The sequence below is a fragment of the Proteus sp. G2609 genome (assembly GCF_963896135.1).
In the GTDB taxonomy this organism is placed as follows: Bacteria; Pseudomonadota; Gammaproteobacteria; order Enterobacterales; family Enterobacteriaceae; genus Proteus; species Proteus mirabilis.
On sequence record NZ_CAWQNB010000045.1, the window covers coordinates 111,433 to 137,694 of the forward strand.

Genomic DNA, 26,262 nt, shown 5'->3' on the forward strand with positions numbered 1-26,262 from the left:
CTACTCCTGTGTCCTAAATTAATTTAACGAAAGCCACTTCTTCATATTTTCACCCAATGCCGTCATGCTATTAACAGCAGAAGGGAAAAATGAGTTTTCAAACTGACTACTATTACGAGAGCGGCAAACCAGTGTCGCGAAATTGCCGATCAGGCGCTGATGATATTTAGCGCAGGCAGGATAATCCAGCGTTTCAGTCATCGCAGCTGTTGATAAATAATCAGCTAATAGCGCAGCTTGCTCTGGTTTATCCTGCCAATTTTCATACAGCCAGACATAAAGTTCGGGGTGGAAGTTAGCCATAACACCACTATATGCTTGGCATCCTGCTTGGAATGACGCTAATAAGGTTTGACTATTAGCATTGGCTAGATGCAAACGACTTCCTTTTGATAATGCTAAGCGACGTTCTATGAGAGGAAGAGAACAGCAAGTATCTTTAATAAAGGTAAAGCGATTACTTTGTGCGCACCATTCTACTATCTCTTCAGATAACAAGCGTTTGTAAGGATAAGGACATTCATAAATACCCAAATCAATCTCTTTAGGTACAGCATGGGTTAAGGATTGTAGTGTTTCCAGCGCCTTATCATCAGACTCACCCACTTGCGCTAAGCGATTACTGATCATAATAACGCCATCAACGCCGGTACTCGCCATTGCCTGCAATTGTTCTTTTTGCTGGCTTAAGGCCGTTGCCGTATGACCAGAAGCAACAACAGGTACTCTTCCATCCGCTTTTTCAACGATAAAGCGGGTGAGTGCTTGTGTTTCTTCATCACTCAAATAAAACATTTCGCTTGATTGACAGGCGGCAAATAACCCATGTACGCCCGCATCGATATACCAATCGACAAGGCGCTCTAATGACGCCCAATCAATCTCTCCTTTAGTATCAAAAGGAGTGAGCATCACAGGCCAAACACCAACGTATTTTTGCTGACTCATTATAAATTCCTTACAGTAAGTTAATGGCATCACCTGCCACTTTCACTTGAATACCTTGAGTCAGTGCTTGAGCAACAAAGGCTTGTAGCACAAACGCCAATTTATCGTCATCAACATAAGCCACTGTAATATGGTTACTTTGATGTCCCGCCATAAGATCATCACGAGTTACACCATCTAAAGTACAGTTGAGTAATGGCCATTCGTAGTTAGTGGCTCGACGGCGACGTTCAAACTCTGCCTCCGGTAATTCCACCGCCATACCTGTACCAATATGCATAATCACATCTGTACCTTGATAGTGTGCACGTGCCCATAACAAACGCCCTGCTTTACCTTGACCCGCTATAGTTGATCCCCCTTTAGGGAAAAACATAGCTGGCTGACGGTAACCTGTTGCGCCTTTGATCCCACCTTTAAGGTGTTCAAAAGGCACAGAGCCGGAAATTTCCATATCCCAGTAGAAGGTTCCCTGATACTCACTCCCCCAACGAATATCGTGTAATGTTGTTTCTGCAGGCAAGCCTAACGAGGTTAATAAACGCCATAACATCGTTTGTGGAATAGCTGTACCCATATCGACTTCGTTGATACAAGGGATCGGTGTGTTAGGGCTGATAATGTCGCCATTTTCATCCGGTAACGGGAAGCGTGCCGTTGACCCAATTGCACCTTCGGCAAAATCAGAGGCAGGACAACAATCTTTTAATCCTTGCTGATATTGCACGCCTACAGCGGTTAAGCCAAAGCGTTTAACGAAACGCGCCATTGCAATCATCATGGCACACTGCTCTTTCACCTGTTCACGAGTCAGTTCAGTTTTATCATCTGTACCAAACTTAAACGTCATGCCATTATTTTCGTACCATTGCACACACTCTTCTCTTAATGCATCAGGTACTTTTGCCATTTCGACCAATAATGCAGATTGAGAGAGTGATTCAATGGGCATACCAATATCGATCATTGCCTGTTGTGGGAAGACCCCATTAATCATTCCCATACAGAATGTATCGAACAAACCTATTATTTCTTTATTTTTAATTATATATTCGCCGACTTTTCGACCCACTTCGCCAGCTTCTGTCGCCATTACCCTGTGTGTTGGCGCAACTTCTTTAAGATAGCTAAGCTGATGATTTACATAACCATATTTCAACCATGTTGCTAAGCCATCAATAAAAAATGTATCGTCAAAATTTTCTGACCATAAGCGTGAATAATTTTTACCTAAGCTGGTTAACGTCCCCGCTAAACACAACATGCCAACTAGCCCCGGCCATGTACCATCAAAATTAGCCAGCAACAGAATTGGCCCGCGATGATGCGCTAATGAAGAGGCAATATGGTGTGAGTATTGCCATGCGGTTAATAGCACAATAACGGGAGCATCAGGATCGATAGCCGCAAACATGTCGCAACCTTCACGCTGACTACTGATAAAACCATGGCCTCGTGCTTCATCAATTTTATGTGCACGTTTCATGGTGTAACCTTGTGCTTTTAATGCAGCGGCTAGCTTATCTTCAAATTTTTTCTGCACAGGCCAGCATGTTACGTTTGCAGGCTCACGTAAGTCTGCGTTAGTAACCATCAGGATCTCATTAGCTTCTGCACTGATAACGTCCGGTAATTTTGGTAGATTTAAGTTCAACATAAGATATCCCTGGTAAGGTAAACTCGATTCATAATCGGAAAAATTTATGGTCAGCAATCTGCCATCATGTCGTTATAGCGCTGCTGATCTTGATACATCTGTAAATAAACTTGGTATTTCGCTTGATGGAAAGCAAAGGTGTCACTATCGGGTGTAATAACACCGCCTTCTCGTACCATGGTATTTGCTGCTTGAGAAAAATTATCAAAGGCTTTACATGCCACGGCGCCTAATAAAGCAGCTCCTAGATTCACCGCATCTTCTTCTTGCGCTAAATGGATCTCACGACCTGTTGCATTGGCATATTCACGTAACCACAGTGGATTTTTGGTCGCTCCCCCACACATAACAAGGCGATTAATTTGGTGCCCTGCATCTTCAAGGGTGTCAATAATATGGCGAGTGCCATAGGCAATAGACTGCAATGTCGCAAGATAATAACGAGCCAAGGCAACCCGACCACTTTCAAGGGTTAATCCACTGACCATTCCTTTGGCGGCAGGATTAGCACGTGGAGAGCGATTGCCATGATGGTCAGCTAAAACATGAAATTGTGCTGTTGGATAAGGTTCATTTTCTTCCAATTCAGCGACAGCTTGGTTTAATAAGGTATAGTAACTAACACCTTTTTCTTTCGCTTCTTGTTCTAACTCAGCCCATGACTCATGGCGGCGGATAGACCATTCAACGAGCGCACCGGCAGCACTTTGCCCCCCTTCGTTTAGCCATAACTCTGGTAACATTGCGCCAAAGTAAGGCCCCCACACACCGGGCACCATAATCGGGTATTGGCTGACAATCATATGGCAGTTAGATGTACCACTGATGATGGCCAAACTTCCCTCAGGTTGTGATGCGGTTAACGCCAACCCACCCGCATGAGCATCAATAATGCCACTAGCAACTATGACGCCAGTATGTAATCCAAAAGCCTCAGCCACAGAGGTCGTTAAACATCCGGCCGATTCACCTAAAGCCAAAATGGTTTGTGGTACTTTTTCTAATAATTCATCCAAACCTACATCAGCTAACAAGCTTTCACTAAAATGCCCTTGGTGGGCCAAATAGTTCCATTTACACGTTAATGTACAGGTACTGGCAACATCAGCAGTGGTTGCTTTCCACACTAAAAAATCAGCTAAGTCAAAGAATCGCCAGACATGTTTATAACGCTCCGGATAGTGATTTTTTAACCATAGAATTTTAGGCAATTCCATTTCAATGCTCACTTCGCCCCCGACATACCGCAAAACGGGATCGTTAGTCAGATTAATGGTCACTGTTTCTTGTACTGCCCGGTGATCCATCCACATAATAATATCCTGCTCAGGTTTATTACTGGGTGAAACCGAAAGTGCTTGCCCTTCTTTACCAACGGCCACTAAAGAGCAGGTGGCATCAAAACCAATAGACTTCACATGGAGAGGATCGATGGCTGATAATTTCACCGACTCTTTTACAGTGGTGCATACTTGTTGCCAAATATCAGCGGAAGATTGCTCGACAAAATCCGTTTTCGGGCGAAATTGTGCAATTGGACGCACTGAAAAGCCCAAACGCTTTCCAAAGCTATCAAATACTGCTGCACGGACACTGGCTGAGCCAACATCAACGCCAATAAAATATTGTTGTTCCATGCGAACCCTCATCATTTGCTAACGCTATGCTAATTTTTGCTACTTCGAGTTAGCAAGTTAATTCGAGCATGGAGAAAAAACAATCACAATAGGATTGGTTTGTGATGCAGATCTACATCAATAATTTAATACATTGATTTAGAAAGAAATTTATTTATTTCACTTTGTTCACCATTTTAATAGCGAACTGAAACGATTATGTTCGTTATAAAACAAACGAACATTTAGCTATCAATGAGAATAAAAACCGTGGTTAACATATTAATATCACTATCAATATAGGATGTTATTAAAATATACCTAACTAATAGTAAAATTTATTTTTAAAAAGAGTAATATGTTAAAAATAACCATTTTTCTATTTTTATCATATTCAATCATTTTATTTTTAATAGACTAATCTTTAGTTATATATTCATTTTTGGAGTATTAAATTATGTTGAAAAATATTGCTATCAGTCTTTCTTTACTTCTTATCACTTCTTCGGCTTTTTCAGCCACACTGGCAGAAAGAGAATTACAACAGAAATTTGAAGAAAATATTCAATCCCGTGTTGTAGACTTAAATAAAAGCTGTGATGCTAATATAAAAGTTGCGTTTGATTGGTCGGCATTTACTGTTGAGGATCTAAAAACAACAGGTATTGATGGTTATTGCAGTGAAGGGTTAAAAGGTGTCATTAATACCTGTGAAAGCTCGAAAATAGCACAAGAAACCGTAAAAGAGAAAATACAGAATATTACCTGCTCTAAAGCGTCACCTCGTAGTATTGAACTTAAAGATGGGACACTGAATTTTGGTATTGATTTTAATGCTGCAAATGATGCCAACGCTATTCAAACGCATTTAATGAATAATCTCTAAATAGAGTAAATACAGCAAGCAATGATGCGATAATACATTATTGCTTGTTGATTAAATAACAGATTGAATTAGTTTTTTAGCATAAGGATGAGTAACAGTACTTAATTTATTTATCTCGCATAATTCAATTTGTTGACCTTGTAAAATGAACATGACTTTATCGCAAAAATAAGTCACTGTTTGAATATCATGACTAATAAAAAGATAGGATAATTGGAGTTCCTCTTTTAATAATTTTAATAAATCCAATATTTCAACTTGTGTAGGTATATCGAGAGAGCTTATTGCCTCATCTAAAATAATTAGTCGTGGGTAAGATGCTAACGCACGACATAAGCAAACTCGTTGAGCTTGCCCACCAGACAATTCAAAAATATAACGCTGATAACAACTTTTAGGTAATTGCACCTTCTCTAAAAAAGAAAAAATAATTGTTTCTAACTCGTTATGACGGAGAGTCGGATTAATCAGTTTAATAGGTTCAGCAATCATTTCACCCACTGTAAAAGTCGGATTGACTGAAGCGATATGATCCTGAAACACAATACTTATTACCCCTTGTCGATAACATCGTTTCGTCACTGGCTTATCATTTAAATAAATAGCCCCTTGATCAGGTAATTCTAAGCCACTGATTAACCGTGCAAGGGTACTTTTTCCACTGCCACTTTCTCCAACTAACCCGAAAGCTTCACCCTTTTGTATATTAAAAGAGAGCGCATCGAGAATAGTCACTTTTTCTTTAAAAAAGCGCGCCCCTTTTTGATAATAATATTTACTGACGTTGTCTACTCGTAATAGCATTCGATCCTCTTGTTGTTTATCGCCGTTTCATGCTGATCACCGAGCATAAAGCACCTGTGCAAAACGTTGGGAAAGCTTAGCTCTAGCCTCAATTAAATAACGGGTATAGGCTTGCTTAGGTGTATCTAATACGCTGTTTTTGTCACCAAACTCAATTAATTTTCCCTCTTTCATCACTAAAATATCATCAGCAATCTGACTGACTAATCCTAGATCATGGGAGATAAAAATTAAGGTGGTGTTTTTAGATATCGTGATACGTTGCAATAGCTGTAATATTTCTCTGCGCAAGGGAGCGTCTAATGCGGTAGTAGGTTCATCAGCAATTAATAACTTTGGTGATAACGCCAAAGCCATGGCAATCATCACACGTTGTAATTGCCCCCCACTTAATTGGTGAGGAAATGCCTGCATAATCATTAAAGATTGATGCTCAAACACCTCGTCCAATGCTTGTTTAGTGGCATTGAATGCTTGCAATTTAGTATAAGAAAAATGGTAAATTAAAGTTTGGCTAACTTGCTTGCCTATTTTTATCAACGGATCAAAAGCACTCATACCGTTTTGCACAATCATACCTAGCGATGTCCCTAATAGGGTACGCCGTTGTTGCTCTGAATATAAATGAAGGGGCTTTTCATCAAAAAATATTTCTCCCGATAGTGCAAGTGTACTTGGCAGTAAGCCAATAATGGCTTTACTGATTAAGCTTTTACCACTACCACTCTCACCGACAATAGCTAACGTTCGCCCCTGTTTAAGGCTAAAGGAGAGATTATCTACCCGCTTTTTTTCGCTGTGAGGATCATAGATTGAGACTTGATTAAGCGTCAGTAAATTGTTCATATTTATCCCCGACTGATTGACGATTATCGGGGTCGAACACATCGCGTAAAAAATCGCCCCAAAAGTTAAATGCAGTAACAACAACCGTAATCGCTATCCCCGCAGGTAGCATTTGTTCGGGATGTAATACCATGACATTTTTTGCTTCACTCAGCATATTGCCCCATTCTGGGGTGGGTGGCTGTACCCCTAATCCTAGAAATGAAAGTGCAGAGATCATTAAAATAACACTACCAATATCACTTGAGGCTAAAACGATAGTTTCAGCTAATGTCACGGGTAATAAATGGCGTCGTAAAATATGTGTTGGTGGTGCGCCAATCACTTGGGCATAAGCAATATAGTGACGATGTGAATATTGTCGAACAATGCCTCGTATCATTCTGGCGTACCAAGCCCATTTAACCAAGATCACCGCAATCAAGATGTTACCTATTCCAGGCCCCATTATGCCCACTAAGGCTAAGATCATAATTTCCGCAGGAAATGACAATACCACATCACATAAACGCATAATCACTGTATCCGTTTTACCGTGAAAATAGCCCGCCAACATCCCCATTAGCCAACCGATCAGCAGTGTTATGCTCATCGCATATATGGCATAAAAAACGGTGGTTCGAATACCAAAGAGTAAACGTGAAAATACACAACGCCCTAAATTATCTGTACCCAGTGGATAGTGAAAGCTGATTGGCTGAAATTTTAAGCGTATCGATGTTAAAGTGGGATCATGAGGTGCAAACCAAGGTGCGCCTATTCCGGCGATGGTAATCATCACTATCACCAATAAACAGAGTTGTGCACTTTTATCTCGCGCAAGTCGTTGCCAGAATAACCGCCACATTGTTACCGCCTTAGACGAGGATCGACTTTCATCTGAATGATATCTATCAGAAAGTTAAAAAAGAGAAATAACAATGACATCATTAAAATATAAGCTTGTATCATCGGATAATCGCGTCCAAATATGGCACTAATACACAGCCGCCCCACCCCAGGCCATGCAAAAATATTCTCGATCACGACCGTGCCCGCGATAAGTTTCGGAATACTCATTCCTAGCGCCGTCAGCGCAGAAGCGAGTGAATTACGTAATATATGGCGACGCAAAATCAGCTTATCAGGTAATCCTCTTGTTCGGGCATAAAATACATAAGGCTGATGCCATTGATTAAGCATTGCACCCCGTAACAAACGTAAATAAGTACCGATATAACCTAAAGAGAGTGCAAATGCCGGTAAAATGACCGATTGTGCTGTCAACATACCACTGACAGGTAACCAATCTAAATGAACCGCCACCGCCCAAATTAACAACAACCCTAACCAATAATTAGGAATTGCGGTTAACACAAAAACAATCAGCCGAATACTTTTGTCTATCAAGCTATGTGGTTTTGCCACACACCATAAGGCTAAAGGTAACGCGATAATAAGCGTAAATAATAATGCGGTAGCCGCTAACCAAAGCGTGGGGGGGAGAGCAGTTAACATCTCTTGTATCACCGGTTTTCGGGTCAAAAAAGAGGTGCCAAAATCCAGTTGAAATCCCGCTACAAGCCATAAAAAGTAGCGTGTGAAAAAAGGCTTATCTAAACCAAGCTCACGGCGCATACCTTCAATCGCTTCGGGCGTCGGTACAATTTCGTTAACACGCAAAGCCACTTCTGCCGGATCAGACGGTGCTAAATTCAGCAAAACAAAGGCAATAAACGAAATAATCAACACTAGCGGCAATATCGCCAATAGGCGCCAACATAGATAACGTAACATCTGCTTTAACCAATATGGCACCGGATCAGTGCCATATTGAAGTAACCTCTTAAATTAATCGGTTATTCGGCTTTAAAACGCATCTTTTCAAAAGGTATTTCATATTGAGATGGATTAAAACCAACGTTTTCCAATTCACTACGGTAAATCGCTTTAGTACGCGAATAGGTTAATGGTATATAGACGGCTTGCTCTGCTAATGAGGTAAATAAGCGTTGATATAATGTCTGACGGCGATGTTCATCTGGCGTAATCAACAACTCGCCAATCATCGCATCTAATTGTGCTTTATTGGCTAACCCTTTCTGTCCCTGGTAATCAGCATGAGCGGGAATTCTAAAGGATGAGACAAAAGAGGCGGGATCGTAAGGCGTTCCCCACGAAAGAGAATACTGTAAATCGAAATCACCACTTTTCTGTCTATCTAAAAAGGCCTGTTTCTCTTCCCCTAATACCGTCAGTGCCACACCAATTTTCTTAAAATCATCTTGCAATAGTTCGGCTATCTCTTTTTCAACCGCATTATTCACATTATAAGAGAGCAATAACTGCAACGGTTTTCCCTGTTTTTCACGCACTGTTTTACCCGCAGGTAATAGCCAGCCTTCCTCTTCTAATAACGAGGTAGCTTTTTCCGGTTGATAAATATAAGTTGGTGAATTAAAGTCGCAATAAGGTACACTTCTTGCCATTAATGTATCAGCGACTTTTTCACTTCCCGCTAAAATACCTTGAGCAATCCCTTCTTTATCAACGGCATACTCTAATGCTTGGCGTACTTTTTGGCTTGAAGTAATAGGGCGACTACTGTTGAGCACAATAGCACGAGAAGCAATAGGTGCACTCATTTGTGTTTTAAATTTATCAGATGCCATTAATGCGTCAAAAGAGTCCATATCTAACATGTCGCCATCTGCACCAAAAATTAGCTGAATATCTCCTTTTTGTAAGGATAATAGCATTGTTTGTCTATCGGGGATCACTCGCCACATCACCCCAGTTAATGCTGGTTTTTGCCCCCAATAATGAGGGTTAACCTTAAATTCAGCATATTGATCTTTCTTATGTTCCGTGAGTACCCAAGGCCCCGTACCAATATAATGACTCACCCCTGTTTTAGTTTTACCGTTAATAAATGATTTAGGTGAAATAAAACGAAATGGGCGAGTTAAGCCAAGTTCAGTTAAGGTTGGATAATAGGGATTTTTTAAATTTAGCTTAACAGTATACTGATCGATAACCTCGACACTGTCGATTTGACGGACCAATTCTAGCCATGCATGACGCTGATAATTATCTAATACAGCCTCAATATTAAGTTTTACCGCTTGCGCATTAAAAGGTTCGCCATCACTAAATGTAACGTCTTGGCGCAAGAAAAAGGTATAACTTTTACCATCAGGAGAAATTTCCCAGCGTTGTGCTAAATAAGGTGCAACCCCCTTATCGGTATTTAAAACCAAAGGTTCAAATACCATGTTTTGTGCGGCCATTTCACCGGAATAAAGATGGGGGTTAATATCACGGATATCTTTTGTACTGGCATAATCCAATATATTATTACTTTGATTGGCAAAAGCAGGAAATACGCACGCCAATGTTAATAATAGTGTAGGAATAACTGTAAATAGAGGTTTCACATTATTTTCCTTTTATCATTCTCATCGATTATTTTTCTGAGCATGGATCATAAACATAGGGGTTGAGCCGTAATTAATTTTTTCTTCTTCATCCCAAACGTGATCACCAATACGAATATCCACGCTATAACGAATAAAACCGATATCTAGTAGTGTATTAATATCCCACTGTGGACGCTTAACTTGGCTTAATGGTAATTGGCGAGCAATTCTTTCCATCTCTTTTGTATCAGTATTAACATAGTGATCAGCAACTTGCTTTTGCGCCGCTCGCTCTCTATCAGCAAGAAAACCTTGCCAATATTCATCATCAAACAGATGTAAATACCAATTGGCATCAAAATTAATTAAGCTTCCCCCAGGTTTTAATACGCGAAACCACTCTTGATAAGCCTCACAGGGTGATTTTAAATTCCATGTCACATTACGGCTGACGACCAAATCAAATTGTTCATCGCCAAAGGGAAGATCTTGCACATCACCACAAACAAAGTTAATAGAAACATTATGTTGGCTGGCGTTATTTTTAGCCTCAAGCAACATCCCAGGCGTGGCGTCAATTGCAGTGACTTGGTGGCCCGACAACGCTAATAAAATAGCAAAGAATCCCGGCCCCGTACCGATATCAAGAACCTTTAATGTCTCCCCTTCTTTGACATGGCTTAACAATAACTGACGCCATTTTTGTTGTTTTTCACTTAATAACTCTTGCTGGTTGGCAGCACTATAGCTTTCAGCGCGGATATTCCAGTAACGGGTCACATCATGAAGTAATTGGTTATTATCGATTTTATTTGTCATCAAAAACCTGCTGTTGTATCAACATAAGAGAGGTAAAAATTCCCTAAACGAGAAAAAGAAGGGGATTGTGTGTCTTCGTCAGACACCTTACCTTTTAGTTTCGAGATCCTCCATGTGCTATATCAATGATTTTTAGCTCTCCAAAGGCAAGCTGGCTTTCGTTGACTCACATCGATTTTTACCGAAACGCATTATCGTAAGGTGTAAAATGGATACCAAGCAAACAGAATTTAGGCTAATACTGACGATTGAGAAGATCTAGAAACAATTTGCGCAGATAGCTTAATAACCGCTATTACGTCGCCCAAATAGTGTTCTTATTAAGGATAAAAAATAGCGGCCTTGATTTCTTCTTGCACACAAAAGCGCTATAGTGATTAGATAGTCATGTTGATTGATAATTTTCTTTTCGCTATCAATAAAGGCACTCTCATATGGATCTCATTTCACGATTAACAACCAATACCACTCGTGCTGATTTTGCCTTAGCTCATCAACAGCAATTAATACAGTTACTGATACAACACTTTCCTGCTAAATATCACACCTTGTTTGCAACCCCGCAAAAAACCGCAGAAGATACTATTGAATGGTATGGTGAATTATCCGGTCAGCCAGTGGCATTAAATGCATTGTCAGAGCAACAACGCCAAGAGATAAGAGATGCTCTCGATGATGATTTAAAAAATCTTAAAGAGCAAACGGCATTACTTGCTTCACAGCAACGCATTACCGATGAAGAGCGCCATCTGCTTGATACCGCCTCAACCCTACCTGATGCAGAGAGCATCTATATCATTAATGGAAAACCCATTATTACTTGGTGGCCTCGTACCACACCTTTAGCGCCGACTGTTGCACAAGTCACTGCTGGCTCTAGTGCAGCGGCTGCCGGAGCGGCGCTTGCAAAAATATCACCAAAAACTCGCCACCGTTGGTTACGTTGGTTACTGGTATTATTATTGGTTTTAATTGCCTTAGTCTCATGGTTAAGAGGATGTTTTGATATCAATACAACGCCTTCTATCAATGATACTTCAGCGACCGCTGTCGCAACTCACTCTACCTCAACGATGACAGCTACAACTAATACGACTAATAAACAAGATAACCTAACAACAAATAAATAATTTAGGTATTAAATAAAATTAAAAATAGCGTTTTATATTGATATAAACGCTATTTATTTATAAAAACAAACACGCCAATAAATTATTATTTTTATATAAAAAAAACCTATTTCATCTCACTTATCTTTTTTTATTCCAATTTAAACAATTGTCATTACTATAATTCACCATTCTAAATAGTAAGTAAATGGAATATTAAAAATGAAAAAACAACTATTATCAGCATTATTTATCAGTGGAATATTTTCTATTTCTACCGTTCAAGCACATGAAAATACCTCATTAGATAAAACAACAATTTCTGCAGGTTATGCACAAATAAAAATTGCCGGTCAATCAGGTATTATGCGCGGTGGTAATCTTTCTATACGTCAAGAATTCAATCAACAGCTAGGTATTATGGCAATTGCTACCTATGCGCAAAATGAATATGATTTAAATAAGCCTTTAAAACAATTCCTAAAAGATGTTGATGCCCGCTATTATTCAGTGATGGCAGGGCCAACCTTGCGCCTCAATGACTATATTAGTGTATATGGTGTGGCAGGTATGGCTCAAATCGAATTTAAAGGTTTAGATACTAGACAAGTACCTGAAAGTATAATCAAGAAAAATGCTTTTAGCTGGGGAGCCGGTGTTACCATTAACCCTATCGATATGCTTTCTGTTTCCGTTGGCTATGAAAACAGCCGTTATAAAATGAATAAATTAAGTGATAATAAATTAATTATTGATGGCTTTATTGCAAATATTGGTTATAGCTTCTAATTATTGATTTAATTAAATTATAAAAAAAGCCTCTGTCATTATCAATAACAGAGGCAAATTATTTCACAGACACACTCTGGGATATTTTTAAAATACGAGATAATATTATTAAATTAAATCTTGATAAGTACCTAATTGATATCCACGCTCAGCAATCGCTTGTTTTAACGATGATTGCGTCAACACCTCTAATTCCGTTAAACGTTGGAAACAGTAACCACTCGCACGTAAAGGATTATCAATAAAAGCAGGATGTGTCATCACTTCAAGCGATTGTTCACCACGTGCTTTAGCGTCATCCAGTGTCTTTAAAAACAAGGCTTGGCTGATTTCATCACCATAGAATTGACTATCAAAACCATCACTACTAATAACCCCTTGAGTATTAAGATTTTCTTTTTGTGCCAACAGTCTATCAACACGTATCGGTAATGCTTTTTGTTGTGCAAACTCTGCCACGATGGGGAAAATTTGTTTAAACATATGCACATGATGATGGCTGTCTATATGGTCGGGGGGACAACCAAACAACTCAACAAAGCGCTGATATTGTGCATTAAGCTCCACTCGTATCTCATCTAAAGGTAACTGCTCTTGCTCTGCCATTTGCCATAGCCATTTACCTAATACCCCATTACGCGTTAAAGAAGGGATAGGAGACAGCGGCTGTCCCATAGTCAATGTAAAATGGAGCCCGACACCAAGATGAGGTAGCTCCTTGCATAATTGTGCAGCATGCTCAATACCTTCAGCATTCACCAACGCTGTCGTTGATGTCACTATGCCATGACGATGACATTCAACAATGCCATAATTTTGCCCTCTACTCAGCCCAAAATCATCGGCATTGACAATTAACAAATGTGCCATTCTGTCTCCTTTTTATGATTTATTGAGTCTAAATCACTTAGTTTGATGCTGCTAATTGTGCAATCGCATGAGCAAAATTAGGTAAGTGCGCTTTGTGTGCTAATAACATCTCACGAGTCAGTACTTCAGCATCTTTATCGGAAAGTACCAGCGGCGTTAAATTCATCGCAAGTAATGCATCATTAAACTCACCACTAATAGCCGCTTGACTGGCTGCGATCTCAAACCCTTTGATAGTATGAATAAGCCCCAGCACTTTTTCATCAAAATGGGTTAAACGTGGATGTGGTTTGGCTCCGTCTTTACCTAAAATAGCCGTCACTTCAATTGCCCAGTCTGCAGGGATATTATCAATATGACCGTGATGAGGAATATTGACGTAATGCTCCGCCTGTTTATCGTTATAAATCGCATTAATCACTTCACAAGCGGCATCAGAATAATAAGCCCCTCCACGTAATTCCAACTCTTTAGGTTTAATATTTAAATGCGGATCTTTATACAATTCAAACAGTTGTTTTTCGACTTGCTGAACAACCTTAGCCCTAGCGCCACCTTTATAGTATTCCCCCATTTCAATGGCTAACATCTCTTTTTGTTTAAAGTAGTAGAGTAAATAAGAGCATGGCAACAGATTAAGAGAACGAATTAGCCCCTCACTAAAAGGTAAATCAAAAATATTTTTCACCGATCCTGCGGTTAACGTCCCCGAAGCAACTCCTTCTAATAATTCAGGGAAACGGGATTGACCGTTAACAATCACATCTTTAATAAACACCATATGATTTAAGCCAAACAGATCAATAGAAAGCGTATCTTGCTCCGTTAGCTTAAGCACATCAGTAATAAACATTTTCATACCGATAGGAATATTACAAACACCAATAAACTTCTTAAAATTGGTATGGCGATAAACCGCTTCCGTCACCATACCTGCAGGGTTAGTAAAGTTTATGATCCACGCATTAGGGCAAATTTCTTCAACATCTTTAATAATGTCAAAAATAACCGGAATAGTACGTAATCCTTTAAATAGCCCACCGGCACCATTGGTCTCTTGGCCTAAATAACCATGGCTTAACGGAATGGCTTCATCCAATTCTCTTGCTTTTAATTGACCAACTCGCAACTGTGTTGTGACGAAATCAGCCTCTTTTAATGCCTCACGACGATCAAGTGTTTTATAAATGGTTAAAGGGATACCCGCTTTTTTTATCATACGCTGGCAAAGCGCAAAAATAATATCCAGTTTTTCTTTGCCTTCTTCAACATCAACCAACCATAATTCCGTGATCGGCAATTCATGATAACGTTTAATAAATCCTTCTAATAATTCAGGTGTATAACTACTTCCTCCACCAATGGTGACCACTTTTAACTTATGACTCATAAAATACTCCCATACAGCACAATCATGCTGTTATTTGTCTATTAATGGCAAAATTAAGGCGTAAAAATCCCTAAAGAAAATAACGTTATTTTCTTCTTTCTCTCTCTATTTAATAAAAATCAATTGATATTATTGATTGCTTTTTACGCTTAATTATAAATTAGTTAGTCTCTTTAATACTGTATAAATTCTTTCTATAACTATTTGGTGTCAGCGATGTTATCTTCTTAAAAGTCTTAATAAATAAGCTCGGGCTACTATAACCTGCATCAAAAGCAATATCGGTAACGGAGTAATTCGTAATTTCTAATTGTTTTTTAGCAAAATTAATTCGAATATCATGAATAATTTGCATCGGCGTTTTATCATAATAACGGCGAGTTGCTCGAGTTAAATACTCTTGCGATTTTCCTGATAATTGCACCATATTTGCTAATGCATTCTCCCCAAATCGGCTTTTATCATGCATTCCATCAATGGCGTCTTTTAGCCATAAGGGAATATCATCTTCAATACCATCATCTCTATAATGTCGTAATCTATTCACCACATTAAAGGTGACAATTTCAATAAATTCATTAAATTCTGTATGTCTGAAATTTAATGAGCTAATCACGGATTCAATATAAGAAAGAAACTCATTTTTTAATGCATAAACTTGAGAAGCAACAAAATAAGCGGGCAATAAAGGAAGATAATGTTTATCAAAAAAAGCTTTGCTTATTCCCACATTTAAAATACGAGTTACACCAAAGTCATAAAAACTTTGATGATGCGAGCCAATAGGAATAAAGACAAAATCACCACGCTCTAATAACACCTTTTTACCGTTAATTTCTTGATAATAGCGCCCTGTTAAAACAATAGTAAATTCATAATAATCATGCTGATGCAACCCACTGACGCTTTCTGTTTTGTTATAAATAAACACATGAAAATTCTTACCATTAAATAATTGGTTTTCATATACCATGCGTATTTCAGCTTGCGCTTTTAATGAGTGCATCATCATTCGCCTTACTTTATTTTTTCATGTAACTCGATAAGCTCTGTGACAAGCTCTCTGGCTAACATAGATGTCATTAAATGATCTTGAGCATGCACCAGTACCAAGCTCACTTTCGTTTTACCCAATCCTTGATCATCACCAATTAAGCGGGTCTGTATTTTATGAGCTTCATTTAATGCTGTTCGAGATTGTTCCATCATTTTCTTGGCTTGTGCAAAATCACCTTGCTTCGCTTTTTTTAACGCTGCATAAGCGATACTTCGTGCTTGCCCTGAATTAATAATTAACCCCATGATAATTTCTTCAAATTCATCATCTGTCGCTGAGCTATCAACGCAATTCTCAATATCTAACATCATTCCCCCTCTTTGGTGCTTAGCTGTGCAAAATAAGCGCTGCACAGCCATTGTCTATTCGTTAAAATTTCAATGCATTAGCAATATCTTCTTCACTTTCTTCTTTATCAATTTCGGTTTGTGCTTTATTAGAAATAATCACAAAAGGCAGATAAATCAGTGTTGCAACAGCTAAGTTAAAGAGTGCTAATAACAATGCGGCAATACTGCCATTGGTATTAAAAAATGCCCCTAACCCTGTTGGCATCGTCCAAGGTGCAATATTTGTGACCGGCGGAATAATCCCAAGGTAATAAGCGGTTACGGTAATAGCAGCAAGGATTGGCTGAATAAGAATAAAAGGAATAAACATCACTGGATTCATAATCACAGGTAAACCAAAAATAATAGGTTCATTAATTTGGAATAGACCCGCAGGTAATGCTAACTTCGCCACTTGACGGTGATCTGCTCGACGCGATGCAATAAAGATAGCTAATATCAGACCTAACGTCGCCCCTGTTCCTCCTAAGAAGATAAACGAATCTAGCATCGGTTTTGCCCAAAGATGGAACGTTTTGCCTGCTGCAAGTGCCGCTTCAACTGAACCATACTCGGTATAAATAGAGACGTTTTCTAATGCCCAAGGTGTCATAATACCGCTATCAAGTGCCGCCAGCGCCAATGAACCATGAATACCAAAGAACCACAGCAAAGAGGTAAAAATAACGTAAGCCCACCCGACAACCGATCCTAACGAAGCCAATGGCGTTGAAATAGAATCTAAAATGATTTGATGGAAATGTGTACCGTAATGCGCTAATCCCCAAGAGATAATTCCCATAATTGATAAAATAATAAAACCAGGAATTAAGGCAGAAAAAGAGCGCGAAACGGAGGCAGGTACACTATCGGGCAAACGGATAACCCAATTACGACGCACTATAAAGGTAAACATTTCGGCAACCACAAGGCCAATAATAATCCCTGAGATAATATTGGCACCTCCTAACCAGTTCGCCCCCACAGCATAAGCGCCACCAGCGTCATAAGGTGTTACCGTCATAAAGGCGGCGATAGAAAGTAATCCCGCCGCAATAGGGTCGACTTTTCTCTCTTCCGCCAACGCCATACCAATAAAGAACGGCGCCATCAATGACATTATTCCCAACGTACCGTTATAGACATTACCACCTATGGCTTTGAAACCATTAAGTGTTTCAATTGTTGAGGCATCTAAACGAATACCAAGAGAGTAAAAAAAGGAGCCCTCACCAAAACTAAGAAAAACATTATTGATAAGTACAAACATTGCCCCGGCAAGTGTTAATGGCATTAAACGGATAAAACCATTTTTTATCGCATTAACATGAGGTTGCTTTCCAATTTTAACCGCAAAAGGAAGGAGTACCTTTTCAAGTGAACCAATGACCTTACTCATAGAAAAATACCCTTAAAATGCCGCTAATTGCTCGGCTAGCTGAAAAATTCACTCTTTGACTGGAATAAATAAAAATAACAATAAAAATAATTAATTAGTTGTTGCTGAAGCTTTCTTAATGGCGGCTACTGCTGCTTTTAATACACCTAATCCATCAACTTTCCCATATAACAATGAATCAATGACTTCGACAGGTTTATTGGGTAATAATTTTTGAATATCAGCGAGCATCCAACCAATTTGTGGCCCCAATAAAACGACATCCGCTTCTTGGCCTTTTTGCTCTGCTAATGTTTCTGGAAAAGCTTCAATAATAACGGGTACATCATATTTTTCTGCTTGTGCACGCATTTTTGTCACTAAAAGAGATGTTGACATGCCAGCAGAACAAAATAGATAAATATATTTCTTTTGCATAAAACCCTCTCAAATTGGCCACACTCTGCCCTAGAGATAATGCTACTTTCTCATGTGCATTGATTAAGATGTCAGTACAGAATTAAAGTAAAATTTAGCAATTAAGATTGTTTCTGATTGAATAAAGTATACGCAATGATACTCACTAACGATATTTTTTACTGACACATAATTGTCTCTGATTGACCTAGTGTATTGACCCTCTTCACAAATTAAGCAAAAAATCTTTAGCATTGTTTCGCGTTACAAAATTTGTCCATTCTTCTCTTCACATGATCTGATGCAAAGATTCAGCACAATAATATAAGTTAATCCTTTATTATTGTGAGAATGTGAATTAGTATCATTACTCTTTAGTTTTTTGGTATAATCATTGTTTCCTTTGTGAAGCTCATTATTAGGTCACAGCTAGTAAACTGTGCTATTTCATATCGCAACAATATGGGAAAGAGAATGTTTAAAAAATCATTAAGCCCACTGTTCTTATTGCTGTCTTCTCTGGTTATCGCAGGTTGTGATAACGCACAAGATACCTCAACAACGCAATCCACAGAGAAACAAACTCTCACTATCGAACATGCTCAAGGCACCACTGAGATCCCTGCACACCCACAAAAAGTGGTTGTGATGAACATGGAAACACTTGATATTGTTGATGCTCTTGGCGTACCTGTTGTTGGCCTACCACAAACAAACGTCCACCTACCTAAATTTCTAGAGAAATACACCAACGAAAATGAGTACATCAACGAAGGTGGCCTGTTTGAACCAAACTACGAAAAACTCAGTACTACTGCCCCTGATCTGATTTTAACGGGTAGTCGTGCTCGCGATGCATATGCCAAATTAAGTGAAATCGCACCATCCATTTCTATGGATATCGACAGCACACGCTTTATTGACAGTCTCACTGAGCGTACAACGACTTTAGGTCAAATTTTTGGTAAAGAAGAACAAGCTAAAAAATTATTAGCTGACTTCAATAGCAAAATTGATACGGTAAAAGCAAAAACCCCAGATGCGGGCAAAGCAATGGTCGTATTAGTCAGTGGCGGTAAAATTTCCGCTTATGGCCCAGGCTCTCGCTTTGGTTTTATCTACGATGTATTGGGCTTTGAACCTGCATATACTTTCGATAGCCCAGGCTCTCACGGTAATATTGTTAACTCAGAACTACTGCTAAAACTTAATCCAGACTGGATGTTTGTCATTGACCGTGATGCGGCAATTGGTCGTGAAGATTCACAACCTGCAAAACAAGTGCTTGATAATGCCCTAGTTAGAAAGGTTAATGCATGGAATAAAGACCAAATTATCTATCTTGATGCCAGCTCGATTTATATCTCAGGTGGGATACAAACTTACTCTCGCTTAATGGATACAATTAATCAGGCGTTGGATCAAAAAAAATAAAGTAACTGAATGAAAACGTTCCATTTATCATTGGGGATAGGACTTATCGCTATCCTCTCAATGATCAGTCTATTTATCGGCGCAGGAGATATCACTCCTGCTTCGCTTTTTACTGATCCCGATATGCGCGATATCTTCTTTATTAGTCGCGTACCAAGAACCCTGTCATTATTACTTGCTGGGGGTGCAATTAGTGTTGCTGGTTTAATCATGCAACTGCTCACGCAAAACCGCTTTGTTGAGCCTTCTCTTGCAGGTACAACACAATCAGCCAGTCTCGGTTTATTAGTTGTGATGTTGCTTTTCCCCGCGGCAGGCATTTTCACCAAAATGATGGTAGCCACTGTTTTTGCACTTTTAGGCACTGTGTTATTTATGTTGTTGCTACAGAGAATTGCCTTAAAGACCGCATTAATCGTGCCACTTGTCGGTATTATGCTAAGTGCAGTGATAGGTGCTCTAACCATCTTTCTTGCCGTCTATTTTGATTTACTACAATCACTAGATGCGTGGACTAGCGGAGACTTCTCCAGTGTCTTACAAGGTCGTTATGAGCTGCTATGGCTTGTCGGTGCCCTTGCATTAATGGCGTGTTGGGTCGCGGATAGCTTTACCGTGGCAGGTATGGGACGTGAGTTTTCCATCAACGTTGGACTTAACTATCGTAAAGTGATGATTATCGGTTTATCTATTATCGCTTTAATTAGTGGTGTGGTGGTGTCTGTTGTTGGTGCTTTACCTTTCCTTGGTTTGATCGTGCCAAATTTAGTTAGCCTAGTGATGGGAGATAATATTCGCAAAACCATCCCGTGGGTATGCTTAAGCGGTGGAGCCATTGTTTTACTCTGTGATGTGATTGGTCGCCTGATCCGTTATCCATTTGAGATCCCCGCAAGTGTCATTTTAGGGGCGGTAGGTGCTGTGATCTTCCTTTTCTTACTACTGAAGCAGCAACGTTATGCAAAAAGTTAATTCATCCATGATTAGCAAATATACTGGCGCTGTTCAACCTAAGAAAGTGCGCCTCTCACCTATGGCGCGTATTTGGCTCTTACTTGGCGTCTCATTATTAGCCATTGTGCTGTTTATGACGATCAACCTAAACGGTAATATCTCTTATATTCTGACACACCGCGCTTATATTATTCTGACGATGATCATCGTCGCCTTTGCGGCAGGCGTTTCTACTATACTGTTTCAGACTATCGCCAATAACCGCATTCTTACTCCTTCATTAATGGGCTTAGAAGCTCTGTTTGTATTGCTACAAACGCTCTTTATCTTTTTTGAAGGGGATATGCCTGCCTCTTGGATGGCCAATCTGACGAAGTTCTTTTTAGAGTCGGCCTTATTAGTGTTATTTTCGGTAGTTCTGTACCGTTGGCTATTTAGTTCTGTGCGCTTTAATATCAATTTAGTCCTTATGATTGGTATTATTTTAGGCACCCTATTTCGTAGCAGTGCAACGCTATTACAACGCCTCATGGACCCAAATGAGTTTTCTGTCTTACAAAGCCGTATGTTTGCGACATTTACTCGAGCCACTCCTGATCTTATCTTATGTGCATTAGCCATTATTGTCGTCGTCGGCGTATTACTTTGGCGTATGCGTTATAGTTTTGATGTGATGGCCTTAGGTCAGGCGAATGCGATTAATCTTGGTATTAATTATCGTAAGCAAACGACTTATATTCTATTACTTATCTCTGTTCTGGTTGCGGTATCAACAGCATTAGTAGGGCCGTTGACATTTTTAGGCTTAATTGTTGCTAATCTGGCTTATCATATTAGTGGTAGCAGTCAGCACCGCTTTTTAATGCCTGTGGCATTCTTATTAGGCACTATCGCACTGATTGGCGGACAATTGATTTTAGAGTATGGCTTAAAAATGACAGGTACTCTCTCTGTTGTGATTGAGTTTATTGGTGGTATGTTCTTTATTTATTTGGTATTAAGAAGACTTTAATATGATTGAAATCAGTAAGATATCAAAACGTTATCAAGACACAACGGTGCTTGATAATATTACAACAACCATTCAACGTGGCGGTATTACTTCAATCATCGGACCTAATGGTGCGGGTAAATCCACCTTACTTTCTGTAATAGGCCGTCTACTGATGCCAGAAAGCGGTATGGTCAGTGTAAATGGCATGGATGTTGCGGCTACAGAGAGTGATGTATTAGCCAAAAACCTTTCCATACTACGCCAAGAAAATCAGTTTGTGAGTCGCTTAACTGTTGAAGAGTTAGTCGGTTTTGGTCGCTACCCTTATAGTAAAGGACGCTTAACGCTAGAAGATAAGAAAGTGATTGATGAATCACTCGATTTTCTTAATTTGACTGAATTTCGTCACCGTTATCTTGATGAATTATCTGGTGGGCAACGCCAGCGTACTTATGTTGCAATGGTATTATGTCAAGATACTGAATACGTGATGCTTGATGAACCGCTTAACAATCTTGATATGAAACACGCGGTCATTATGATGAAATTACTGCGTAAAGCCGCCGATGAGCTAGGAAAAACCATTATCATCGTCATTCATGATATCAATTTCGCCTCTGTGTATTCCGACTACATTTTAGCTATGCGCAACGGACAACTTTACTATCATGGCTCACCTAAAGAGATCATGAAATCCGATATTATCGAAGATATTTTCGATACTCCCGTCGACGTTAAAGAGTTGGATGATAAGCTTATCGCGATGTATTACTAATATTGCTATTTCACCAAAAGCCAAACAGCATATTGTTACTTTTAAACAATATGCTGTTTAATTACTTCGTAGTCACTGTAACCAGTTCAGAATCGATATCGCTAAAAATCTCTTCCCACTCATTATCATCAATATCCATTAAACCAAAATACCGTAGCAAGAAAGCCCCCTCGGTGGCTAAAAAAGCCAGTCTCGCCCGTTTTCCCTCTACTGTTGTGGTATCGACACCCGCTAATCTTTGCTGATACCACGCTTTAGTACTTTGCAAATATTCTGGCGTTTGCAGTAACGCAGCCATTAAGCTGGCTCCTTTGGCAAAAGAGAGCTTATCGTGATCATGAGTAGCATGAATATGTGCTCTAACGCGATTATTGGCTGAGTTATCATTGGCAACCACCTGATTAAATCGCGCTTCATATCCTCCTTCCCAATGTTCAAACATGGCATCAATCATCGCTTCTTTACTATTAAAACAATATTGGACACCACCTTTAGAAATCCCCATTTTTTTGGCCACCGTATCGATAGTCAGAGCGGCAGCCCCTTGCTCCATCACGATGTCAAAAATAGCCTCAAGTAACTTTTCTCTATCAATCGTTCTTTGGCGTCCCATTTAAAAAAACCTCTTTTCAATACGACCGTATGGATTTAAAATTATTATTCCTAGCTAAATATAACACCTAAGATAACCACTGAGACTTTATATGATAAAAGATTATAAGCGTTGGATAGTCTTACTTTTAGTATCAAGTATGCTGTTTCTAATTGTTGTTGATGTTACCGTACTTTATACCGCACTACCGCGTTTAACTCATGATCTCAATGCGAGCGCCTCAGAAAAACTATGGATCATGAATGCCTATCCGCTGATTGTCGCAGGGCTGTTGCCAGCAGCAGGTATGCTTACCGATAGAATAGGCCATAAGACGTTATTTATTAGCGGATTACCCCTTTTTGCCATCGCCTCATTATGCGCGGCTTATTCCCCTAGTGCCACCAGCTTAATTATTTCTCGTGGTTTCTTGGCCGTCGGTGCTGCTATGAGCATGCCTGCAACGTTGTCTATTGTGAGACAAGTATTTACTCATCCACAAGAGCGTGCCGTCGCTATCGGTATTTGGTCTGCTGTTGCTTCTGGTGGCGCGGCATTAGGGCCTTTAATTGGTGGATTGCTATTAAACCATTTCTGGTGGGGCTCAGTCTTTTTGATCAATGTCCCTATTGTACTACTTGTGCTTCCTTTCTCGATTTGGCTAATTCCTCACTTTTCGGGACAACGGCAGCATAAAATTGATTATTTAAGCTCAATACTTATTTTGATTGGCTTAGTCAGCGCTATTTATACCTTAAAAGAGATAGGTAAGGCTTATACACAATGGAATGAAGTGATCATCGCCACCCTTATTGCCATTATTTTTCTCACACTATTTGCGCGGCGCCAACGTCGTCAAACGCATCCAATGATTGATTTTAGCCTATTTAAAAAGCGCTATTTCAGTGTCGGTGTGGCAATGTCGACTCTTTCTATGGTGATCATCGTGGGTATTGAATTTCTGCTAAGCCAACGCTTACAGTTAGTCGCCGGCTTTACACCACTGAATGCAGCTTTAGTGATTTTACCTATCCCTATCGGCTCAGTATTAGCCTCTCCTTTGGCTGGGTTTTGGCTAGCGCGTTTAGGTGCAGTGCGCTTAATTATTATCGGATTCGCCCTAACATTAATGGGTAACTTATGGTTAATTGCCATTTCAAACTCACCGATAATGCTAATGGGTAGCCTCTTTTTGATTGGCTTTGGTTTAGGCATTATTTTTACCACCGCATCGACCTCTATTATGCTAAGTGTCGACGATAAACAAGCAGGTATGGCCGCTTCTATTGAAGATATCGCCTATGAGTTGGGTAGCGTGATTGGCGTGACATTTATGGGGAGTTTAATGAGCACTCTCTATACCTTAAAACTAACTTTACCGGATACGCTTAACGTCAATAGTGTCGTTTATGATAGTTTAGATGAAGCACTTATTGTCGCTGAAAAGCTTCCCGAAGCAGCGGCGACCCTCTTAATCGCACAGGCTAATAGTGCGTTTGAATATGCTTTTTCTATCGTTCTGATCGCCACAGCCATTGTGACTACAATAAGCTTAATTGCACTCCCTTATTGCTTGCGTAATGCGGTAAGAGAAAACAAGCCCAGCCACTAATTCAAGCTCATAGAAAACGCGCCGTTATGGCGCGTTTAGTTTAAATCATCAATAGCAAAAAAGATCAAAGCGTAATAATACCTTTCATCAATAAAGCTAATACCAACACATCAAGTAATAATAAAATCACTAAATAGAGTGTCTCTTTTTTCTGAAAGATAGGTTTATTATCGTGTTTCTCTTTACGTGACCAGATAAAAACGGGTAATCCGCATGTTAATAAAATAGGAATTAATGCAACATACTGAATTTGGCTCGCATATAAAATAAATAAGCAAAAAATAACGCCAAGTACACCACTGAACAATGCTAAACCACGACCTGTTTTGGCATATTGGTAATATTGACGATTAAGACAAATTTTTGTGATATATAAGGTTGTCGTGACGTAAGCTGGAACGACCATTAATGCACTGATGTTATACATGGTATTCCATGCATTATTAGAAAAATAGACTAATAGCATCGCGGCTTGCATGACAATACTACTGACCCATAGTGAGGTATTGGCGGCTTGATTTTTATTAGTACGAGCAAAAGCTTTAGGAAACGCGCCTTTTTGCCCGGCAACCATCGGAATTTCTGCGCATAGCATTGTCCAAGCAAGCCATCCCGCTAATACAGAAATAATCAACCCGACATTCATTAACCAATCACCCCAATTTCCAACAACTTTAGCCAATACACCTGCCGTAGAGGGGTTACTTAATTGCGCTAATTGACTTTGTGGCATAACACCAAATGGTAGGACGGATAATAAAATATAAATAATTAATGCCAATAGAAATCCTAATAAGGTTGCCTTACCAACATCTTTTTTATTTTTTGCCCGTCCAGATAAAACAACGGCTCCTTCAACACCAATAAATGACCATAATGTTACTGTCATCGGAGCTAATATTTGTGACATTAATGATACAGGTTCCGCCTTATTATCCACCGTATTCATAATTTGAGGAGATGTCCCCCAAAAATTACTAAATAACTGATAATAATCAATAAGTACACCAAGGATAATCACAAATAAAATCAATGGTACTAATTTAGCAATAGTACCAAGTGTATTAACAAAACCTGCAACTTTCGTTCCTGATAAGACTAAAAAGTTATAACCCCAAATTAAAATAGAGCCACAGATAATTGAATTTAAATTATTGCCATCTGTAAAGACACCGGGGAAAAACTGATCAAAAGCATCCATTAGAATAACGGCAAATGCCACATTACCAAATGCAGTCATTAACCAATATCCCCAGGCCACATTAAATCCAATAAAAGATCCAAAACCTTCTTGTGCGTACATATACACACCAGCTTGAAGATCAGGTCGTAAATCCGATAATAAGCGAAACGCATTAGCAATAAAGTAAATGCCGATACCTGCAATCACCCACGCAATTAAAACCGGCCCGATAGCTGAACTTGCCGCTGTATTTTGTGGCAAGCTAAACACGCCACCACCTAACATAGAGCCTACTACAATTGCGATCAGAGCAAATAAACCCAATTTTGCACCACTATCACCAGTCGCTGATGTGGGGCTCTTTGACGATGCAGTTTCTGATTTGTTTGCCATAAAAACCTCTTA

General features: G+C 39.4%; 25 protein-coding genes. 8 read left to right on the top strand and 17 right to left on the bottom strand.

Annotation, left to right across the window (positions count from 1 at the left end):
- Nucleotides 1-18: 18 nt before the first annotated feature.
- The 3 genes from AACV01_RS17245 to AACV01_RS17255 are packed head-to-tail and all read right to left on the bottom strand — an operon-like array spanning nt 19 to nt 4,242.
- Complete coding sequence (locus tag AACV01_RS17245) at nt 19-948, bottom strand: dihydrodipicolinate synthase family protein (RefSeq protein WP_004249052.1); 930 nt, start codon at nt 946-948, stop codon at nt 19-21.
- 10 nt (nt 949-958) lie between these two features.
- Nucleotides 959-2,605 (bottom strand): hypothetical protein, encoded by a 1,647-nt coding sequence (locus AACV01_RS17250; RefSeq protein ID WP_004246735.1) that lies wholly within the window; start codon nt 2,603-2,605, stop codon nt 959-961.
- 50 nt (nt 2,606-2,655) lie between these two features.
- Nucleotides 2,656-4,242: an FGGY-family carbohydrate kinase gene (locus tag AACV01_RS17255; RefSeq protein WP_161682253.1), complete on the bottom strand. Its 1,587-nt coding sequence runs from the start codon at nt 4,240-4,242 to the stop codon at nt 2,656-2,658.
- 436 nt (nt 4,243-4,678) lie between these two features.
- On the opposite strand from AACV01_RS17255, the gene AACV01_RS17260 reads away from it, so the two are divergent.
- Entirely contained in the window at nt 4,679-5,107 is a 429-nt protein-coding gene (locus tag AACV01_RS17260) for a hypothetical protein (RefSeq protein ID WP_004249048.1), read from the top strand.
- Between the two features lie 51 nt (nt 5,108-5,158).
- Here the strand turns inward: AACV01_RS17260 and AACV01_RS17265 are convergent, their stop codons facing one another.
- From AACV01_RS17265 to AACV01_RS17290, 6 genes are all read right to left on the bottom strand, one after another.
- Entirely contained in the window at nt 5,159-5,911 is a 753-nt protein-coding gene (locus AACV01_RS17265) for an ABC transporter ATP-binding protein (RefSeq protein ID WP_036908662.1), read from the bottom strand.
- Nucleotides 5,912-5,947: 36 nt separating this feature from the next.
- Nucleotides 5,948-6,757: an ABC transporter ATP-binding protein gene (locus AACV01_RS17270; protein ID WP_152964377.1), complete on the bottom strand. Its 810-nt coding sequence runs from the start codon at nt 6,755-6,757 to the stop codon at nt 5,948-5,950.
- Nucleotides 6,735-7,604, bottom strand: coding sequence for a nickel/cobalt ABC transporter permease (gene opp1C / locus AACV01_RS17275; protein ID WP_143474764.1), 870 nt, complete (start codon nt 7,602-7,604; stop codon nt 6,735-6,737). The genes AACV01_RS17270 and opp1C overlap by 23 nt, the downstream gene beginning before the upstream one ends.
- 2 nt (nt 7,605-7,606) lie before the next feature.
- Nucleotides 7,607-8,533: a nickel/cobalt ABC transporter permease gene (gene opp1B / locus AACV01_RS17280; RefSeq protein ID WP_161682255.1), complete on the bottom strand. Its 927-nt coding sequence runs from the start codon at nt 8,531-8,533 to the stop codon at nt 7,607-7,609.
- Between the two features lie 62 nt (nt 8,534-8,595).
- Nucleotides 8,596-10,173 (bottom strand): nickel ABC transporter substrate-binding protein, encoded by a 1,578-nt coding sequence (nikA, locus tag AACV01_RS17285; RefSeq protein ID WP_104836805.1) that lies wholly within the window; start codon nt 10,171-10,173, stop codon nt 8,596-8,598.
- A 21-nt stretch (nt 10,174-10,194) separates the two neighbouring features.
- On the bottom strand, nt 10,195-10,974 hold the full coding sequence (locus AACV01_RS17290; protein WP_004249044.1) for a class I SAM-dependent methyltransferase: 780 nt from the start codon (nt 10,972-10,974) through the stop codon (nt 10,195-10,197).
- A 434-nt stretch (nt 10,975-11,408) separates the two neighbouring features.
- Here AACV01_RS17290 and AACV01_RS17295 point away from each other — a divergent pair, with 434 nt between their 5' ends.
- Together AACV01_RS17295 and AACV01_RS17300 are read left to right on the top strand one after the other, a co-directional pair.
- Entirely contained in the window at nt 11,409-12,104 is a 696-nt protein-coding gene (locus AACV01_RS17295; protein WP_071233542.1) for a hypothetical protein, read from the top strand.
- A gap of 201 nt (nt 12,105-12,305) precedes the next feature.
- A complete protein-coding gene (locus AACV01_RS17300) occupies nt 12,306-12,872 on the top strand; it encodes an Ail/Lom family outer membrane beta-barrel protein (RefSeq protein WP_104836806.1) in 567 nt (188 codons plus the stop codon).
- 108 nt (nt 12,873-12,980) lie between these two features.
- On the opposite strand, the gene chbG is transcribed toward AACV01_RS17300, so the two are convergent.
- The 6 genes from chbG to AACV01_RS17330 all read right to left on the bottom strand — a co-directional run bounded on the left by chbG (nt 12,981) and on the right by AACV01_RS17330 (nt 18,334).
- The gene (gene chbG / locus AACV01_RS17305) at nt 12,981-13,742 is read right to left on the bottom strand and encodes a chitin disaccharide deacetylase (protein ID WP_004250027.1); all 762 of its coding nucleotides are present in this window, start codon (nt 13,740-13,742) and stop codon (nt 12,981-12,983) included.
- Nucleotides 13,743-13,779: 37 nt separating this feature from the next.
- Nucleotides 13,780-15,132 carry a 6-phospho-beta-glucosidase gene (locus AACV01_RS17310; RefSeq protein ID WP_004246723.1) on the bottom strand — a complete coding sequence of 451 codons (1,353 nt, stop codon included), beginning with the start codon at nt 15,130-15,132 and terminating at the stop codon, nt 13,780-13,782.
- A gap of 160 nt (nt 15,133-15,292) precedes the next feature.
- Nucleotides 15,293-16,141: a transcriptional regulator ChbR gene (gene chbR, locus AACV01_RS17315; protein ID WP_004246722.1), complete on the bottom strand. Its 849-nt coding sequence runs from the start codon at nt 16,139-16,141 to the stop codon at nt 15,293-15,295.
- A gap of 8 nt (nt 16,142-16,149) precedes the next feature.
- Nucleotides 16,150-16,497 (bottom strand): PTS N,N'-diacetylchitobiose transporter subunit IIA, encoded by a 348-nt coding sequence (gene chbA / locus AACV01_RS17320; RefSeq protein WP_004249042.1) that lies wholly within the window; start codon nt 16,495-16,497, stop codon nt 16,150-16,152.
- 61 nt (nt 16,498-16,558) lie between these two features.
- Entirely contained in the window at nt 16,559-17,917 is a 1,359-nt protein-coding gene (gene chbC, locus AACV01_RS17325) for a PTS N,N'-diacetylchitobiose transporter subunit IIC (protein WP_012368566.1), read from the bottom strand.
- 90 nt (nt 17,918-18,007) lie between these two features.
- A complete protein-coding gene (locus AACV01_RS17330) occupies nt 18,008-18,334 on the bottom strand; it encodes a PTS sugar transporter subunit IIB (RefSeq protein ID WP_004246718.1) in 327 nt (108 codons plus the stop codon).
- 453 nt (nt 18,335-18,787) lie between these two features.
- Here AACV01_RS17330 and AACV01_RS17335 point away from each other — a divergent pair, with 453 nt between their 5' ends.
- From AACV01_RS17335 to AACV01_RS17350, 4 genes are read left to right on the top strand one after another with little or no spacing between them, the layout of a single operon-like run.
- Nucleotides 18,788-19,747: a siderophore ABC transporter substrate-binding protein gene (locus tag AACV01_RS17335; RefSeq protein ID WP_004249039.1), complete on the top strand. Its 960-nt coding sequence runs from the start codon at nt 18,788-18,790 to the stop codon at nt 19,745-19,747.
- A gap of 9 nt (nt 19,748-19,756) precedes the next feature.
- Nucleotides 19,757-20,719, top strand: coding sequence for an ABC transporter permease (locus AACV01_RS17340; RefSeq protein ID WP_004246712.1), 963 nt, complete (start codon nt 19,757-19,759; stop codon nt 20,717-20,719).
- Nucleotides 20,706-21,713 carry an iron chelate uptake ABC transporter family permease subunit gene (locus AACV01_RS17345; protein WP_004249038.1) on the top strand — a complete coding sequence of 336 codons (1,008 nt, stop codon included), beginning with the start codon at nt 20,706-20,708 and terminating at the stop codon, nt 21,711-21,713. The genes AACV01_RS17340 and AACV01_RS17345 overlap by 14 nt, the downstream gene beginning before the upstream one ends.
- A 1-nt stretch (nt 21,714) precedes the next feature.
- On the top strand, nt 21,715-22,470 hold the full coding sequence (locus AACV01_RS17350) for an iron ABC transporter ATP-binding protein (protein ID WP_004246710.1): 756 nt from the start codon (nt 21,715-21,717) through the stop codon (nt 22,468-22,470).
- 61 nt (nt 22,471-22,531) lie between these two features.
- Here the strand turns inward: AACV01_RS17350 and AACV01_RS17355 are convergent, their stop codons facing one another.
- Nucleotides 22,532-23,083 carry a TetR/AcrR family transcriptional regulator gene (locus AACV01_RS17355; protein ID WP_004246709.1) on the bottom strand — a complete coding sequence of 184 codons (552 nt, stop codon included), beginning with the start codon at nt 23,081-23,083 and terminating at the stop codon, nt 22,532-22,534.
- A 91-nt stretch (nt 23,084-23,174) separates the two neighbouring features.
- Between AACV01_RS17355 and AACV01_RS17360 the strand changes: the two genes are divergently transcribed.
- Nucleotides 23,175-24,674, top strand: coding sequence for an MFS transporter (locus AACV01_RS17360; protein WP_004249028.1), 1,500 nt, complete (start codon nt 23,175-23,177; stop codon nt 24,672-24,674).
- 64 nt (nt 24,675-24,738) lie between these two features.
- Here AACV01_RS17360 and AACV01_RS17365 read toward each other — a convergent pair whose 3' ends face one another.
- A complete protein-coding gene (locus AACV01_RS17365; RefSeq protein WP_080973793.1) occupies nt 24,739-26,250 on the bottom strand; it encodes a basic amino acid/polyamine antiporter in 1,512 nt (503 codons plus the stop codon).
- Nucleotides 26,251-26,262: the final 12 nt, after the last annotated feature.

Excerpts from the sequence above, each read along its gene's own strand:
- AACV01_RS17355 (WP_004246709.1), bottom strand. The coding sequence starts at position 23,083 with ATGGGACGCCAAAGAACGATTGATAGAGAAAAGTTACTTGAGGCTATT.
- AACV01_RS17290 (WP_004249044.1), bottom strand. The coding sequence starts at position 10,974 with ATGACAAATAAAATCGATAATAACCAATTACTTCATGATGTGACCCGT.
- AACV01_RS17350 (WP_004246710.1), top strand. The coding sequence starts at position 21,715 with ATGATTGAAATCAGTAAGATATCAAAACGTTATCAAGACACAACGGTG.
- AACV01_RS17245 (WP_004249052.1), bottom strand. The coding sequence starts at position 948 with ATGAGTCAGCAAAAATACGTTGGTGTTTGGCCTGTGATGCTCACTCCT.
- AACV01_RS17345 (WP_004249038.1), top strand. The coding sequence starts at position 20,706 with ATGCAAAAAGTTAATTCATCCATGATTAGCAAATATACTGGCGCTGTT.
- AACV01_RS17330 (WP_004246718.1), bottom strand. The coding sequence starts at position 18,334 with ATGCAAAAGAAATATATTTATCTATTTTGTTCTGCTGGCATGTCAACA.
- AACV01_RS17250 (WP_004246735.1), bottom strand. The coding sequence starts at position 2,605 with ATGTTGAACTTAAATCTACCAAAATTACCGGACGTTATCAGTGCAGAA.
- AACV01_RS17340 (WP_004246712.1), top strand. The coding sequence starts at position 19,757 with ATGAAAACGTTCCATTTATCATTGGGGATAGGACTTATCGCTATCCTC.
- AACV01_RS17360 (WP_004249028.1), top strand. The coding sequence starts at position 23,175 with ATGATAAAAGATTATAAGCGTTGGATAGTCTTACTTTTAGTATCAAGT.
- AACV01_RS17255 (WP_161682253.1), bottom strand. The coding sequence starts at position 4,242 with ATGGAACAACAATATTTTATTGGCGTTGATGTTGGCTCAGCCAGTGTC.
- opp1C (WP_143474764.1), bottom strand. The coding sequence starts at position 7,604 with ATGTGGCGGTTATTCTGGCAACGACTTGCGCGAGATAAAAGTGCACAA.
- AACV01_RS17335 (WP_004249039.1), top strand. The coding sequence starts at position 18,788 with ATGTTTAAAAAATCATTAAGCCCACTGTTCTTATTGCTGTCTTCTCTG.
- AACV01_RS17265 (WP_036908662.1), bottom strand. The coding sequence starts at position 5,911 with ATGCTATTACGAGTAGACAACGTCAGTAAATATTATTATCAAAAAGGG.
- opp1B (WP_161682255.1), bottom strand. The coding sequence starts at position 8,533 with ATGTTACGTTATCTATGTTGGCGCCTATTGGCGATATTGCCGCTAGTG.
- AACV01_RS17310 (WP_004246723.1), bottom strand. The coding sequence starts at position 15,132 with ATGAGTCATAAGTTAAAAGTGGTCACCATTGGTGGAGGAAGTAGTTAT.
- chbG (WP_004250027.1), bottom strand. The coding sequence starts at position 13,742 with ATGGCACATTTGTTAATTGTCAATGCCGATGATTTTGGGCTGAGTAGA.
- AACV01_RS17270 (WP_152964377.1), bottom strand. The coding sequence starts at position 6,757 with ATGAACAATTTACTGACGCTTAATCAAGTCTCAATCTATGATCCTCAC.
- AACV01_RS17260 (WP_004249048.1), top strand. The coding sequence starts at position 4,679 with ATGTTGAAAAATATTGCTATCAGTCTTTCTTTACTTCTTATCACTTCT.
- AACV01_RS17300 (WP_104836806.1), top strand. The coding sequence starts at position 12,306 with ATGAAAAAACAACTATTATCAGCATTATTTATCAGTGGAATATTTTCT.
- AACV01_RS17295 (WP_071233542.1), top strand. The coding sequence starts at position 11,409 with ATGGATCTCATTTCACGATTAACAACCAATACCACTCGTGCTGATTTT.
- chbA (WP_004249042.1), bottom strand. The coding sequence starts at position 16,497 with ATGTTAGATATTGAGAATTGCGTTGATAGCTCAGCGACAGATGATGAA.
- AACV01_RS17365 (WP_080973793.1), bottom strand. The coding sequence starts at position 26,250 with ATGGCAAACAAATCAGAAACTGCATCGTCAAAGAGCCCCACATCAGCG.
- chbR (WP_004246722.1), bottom strand. The coding sequence starts at position 16,141 with ATGATGCACTCATTAAAAGCGCAAGCTGAAATACGCATGGTATATGAA.
- chbC (WP_012368566.1), bottom strand. The coding sequence starts at position 17,917 with ATGAGTAAGGTCATTGGTTCACTTGAAAAGGTACTCCTTCCTTTTGCG.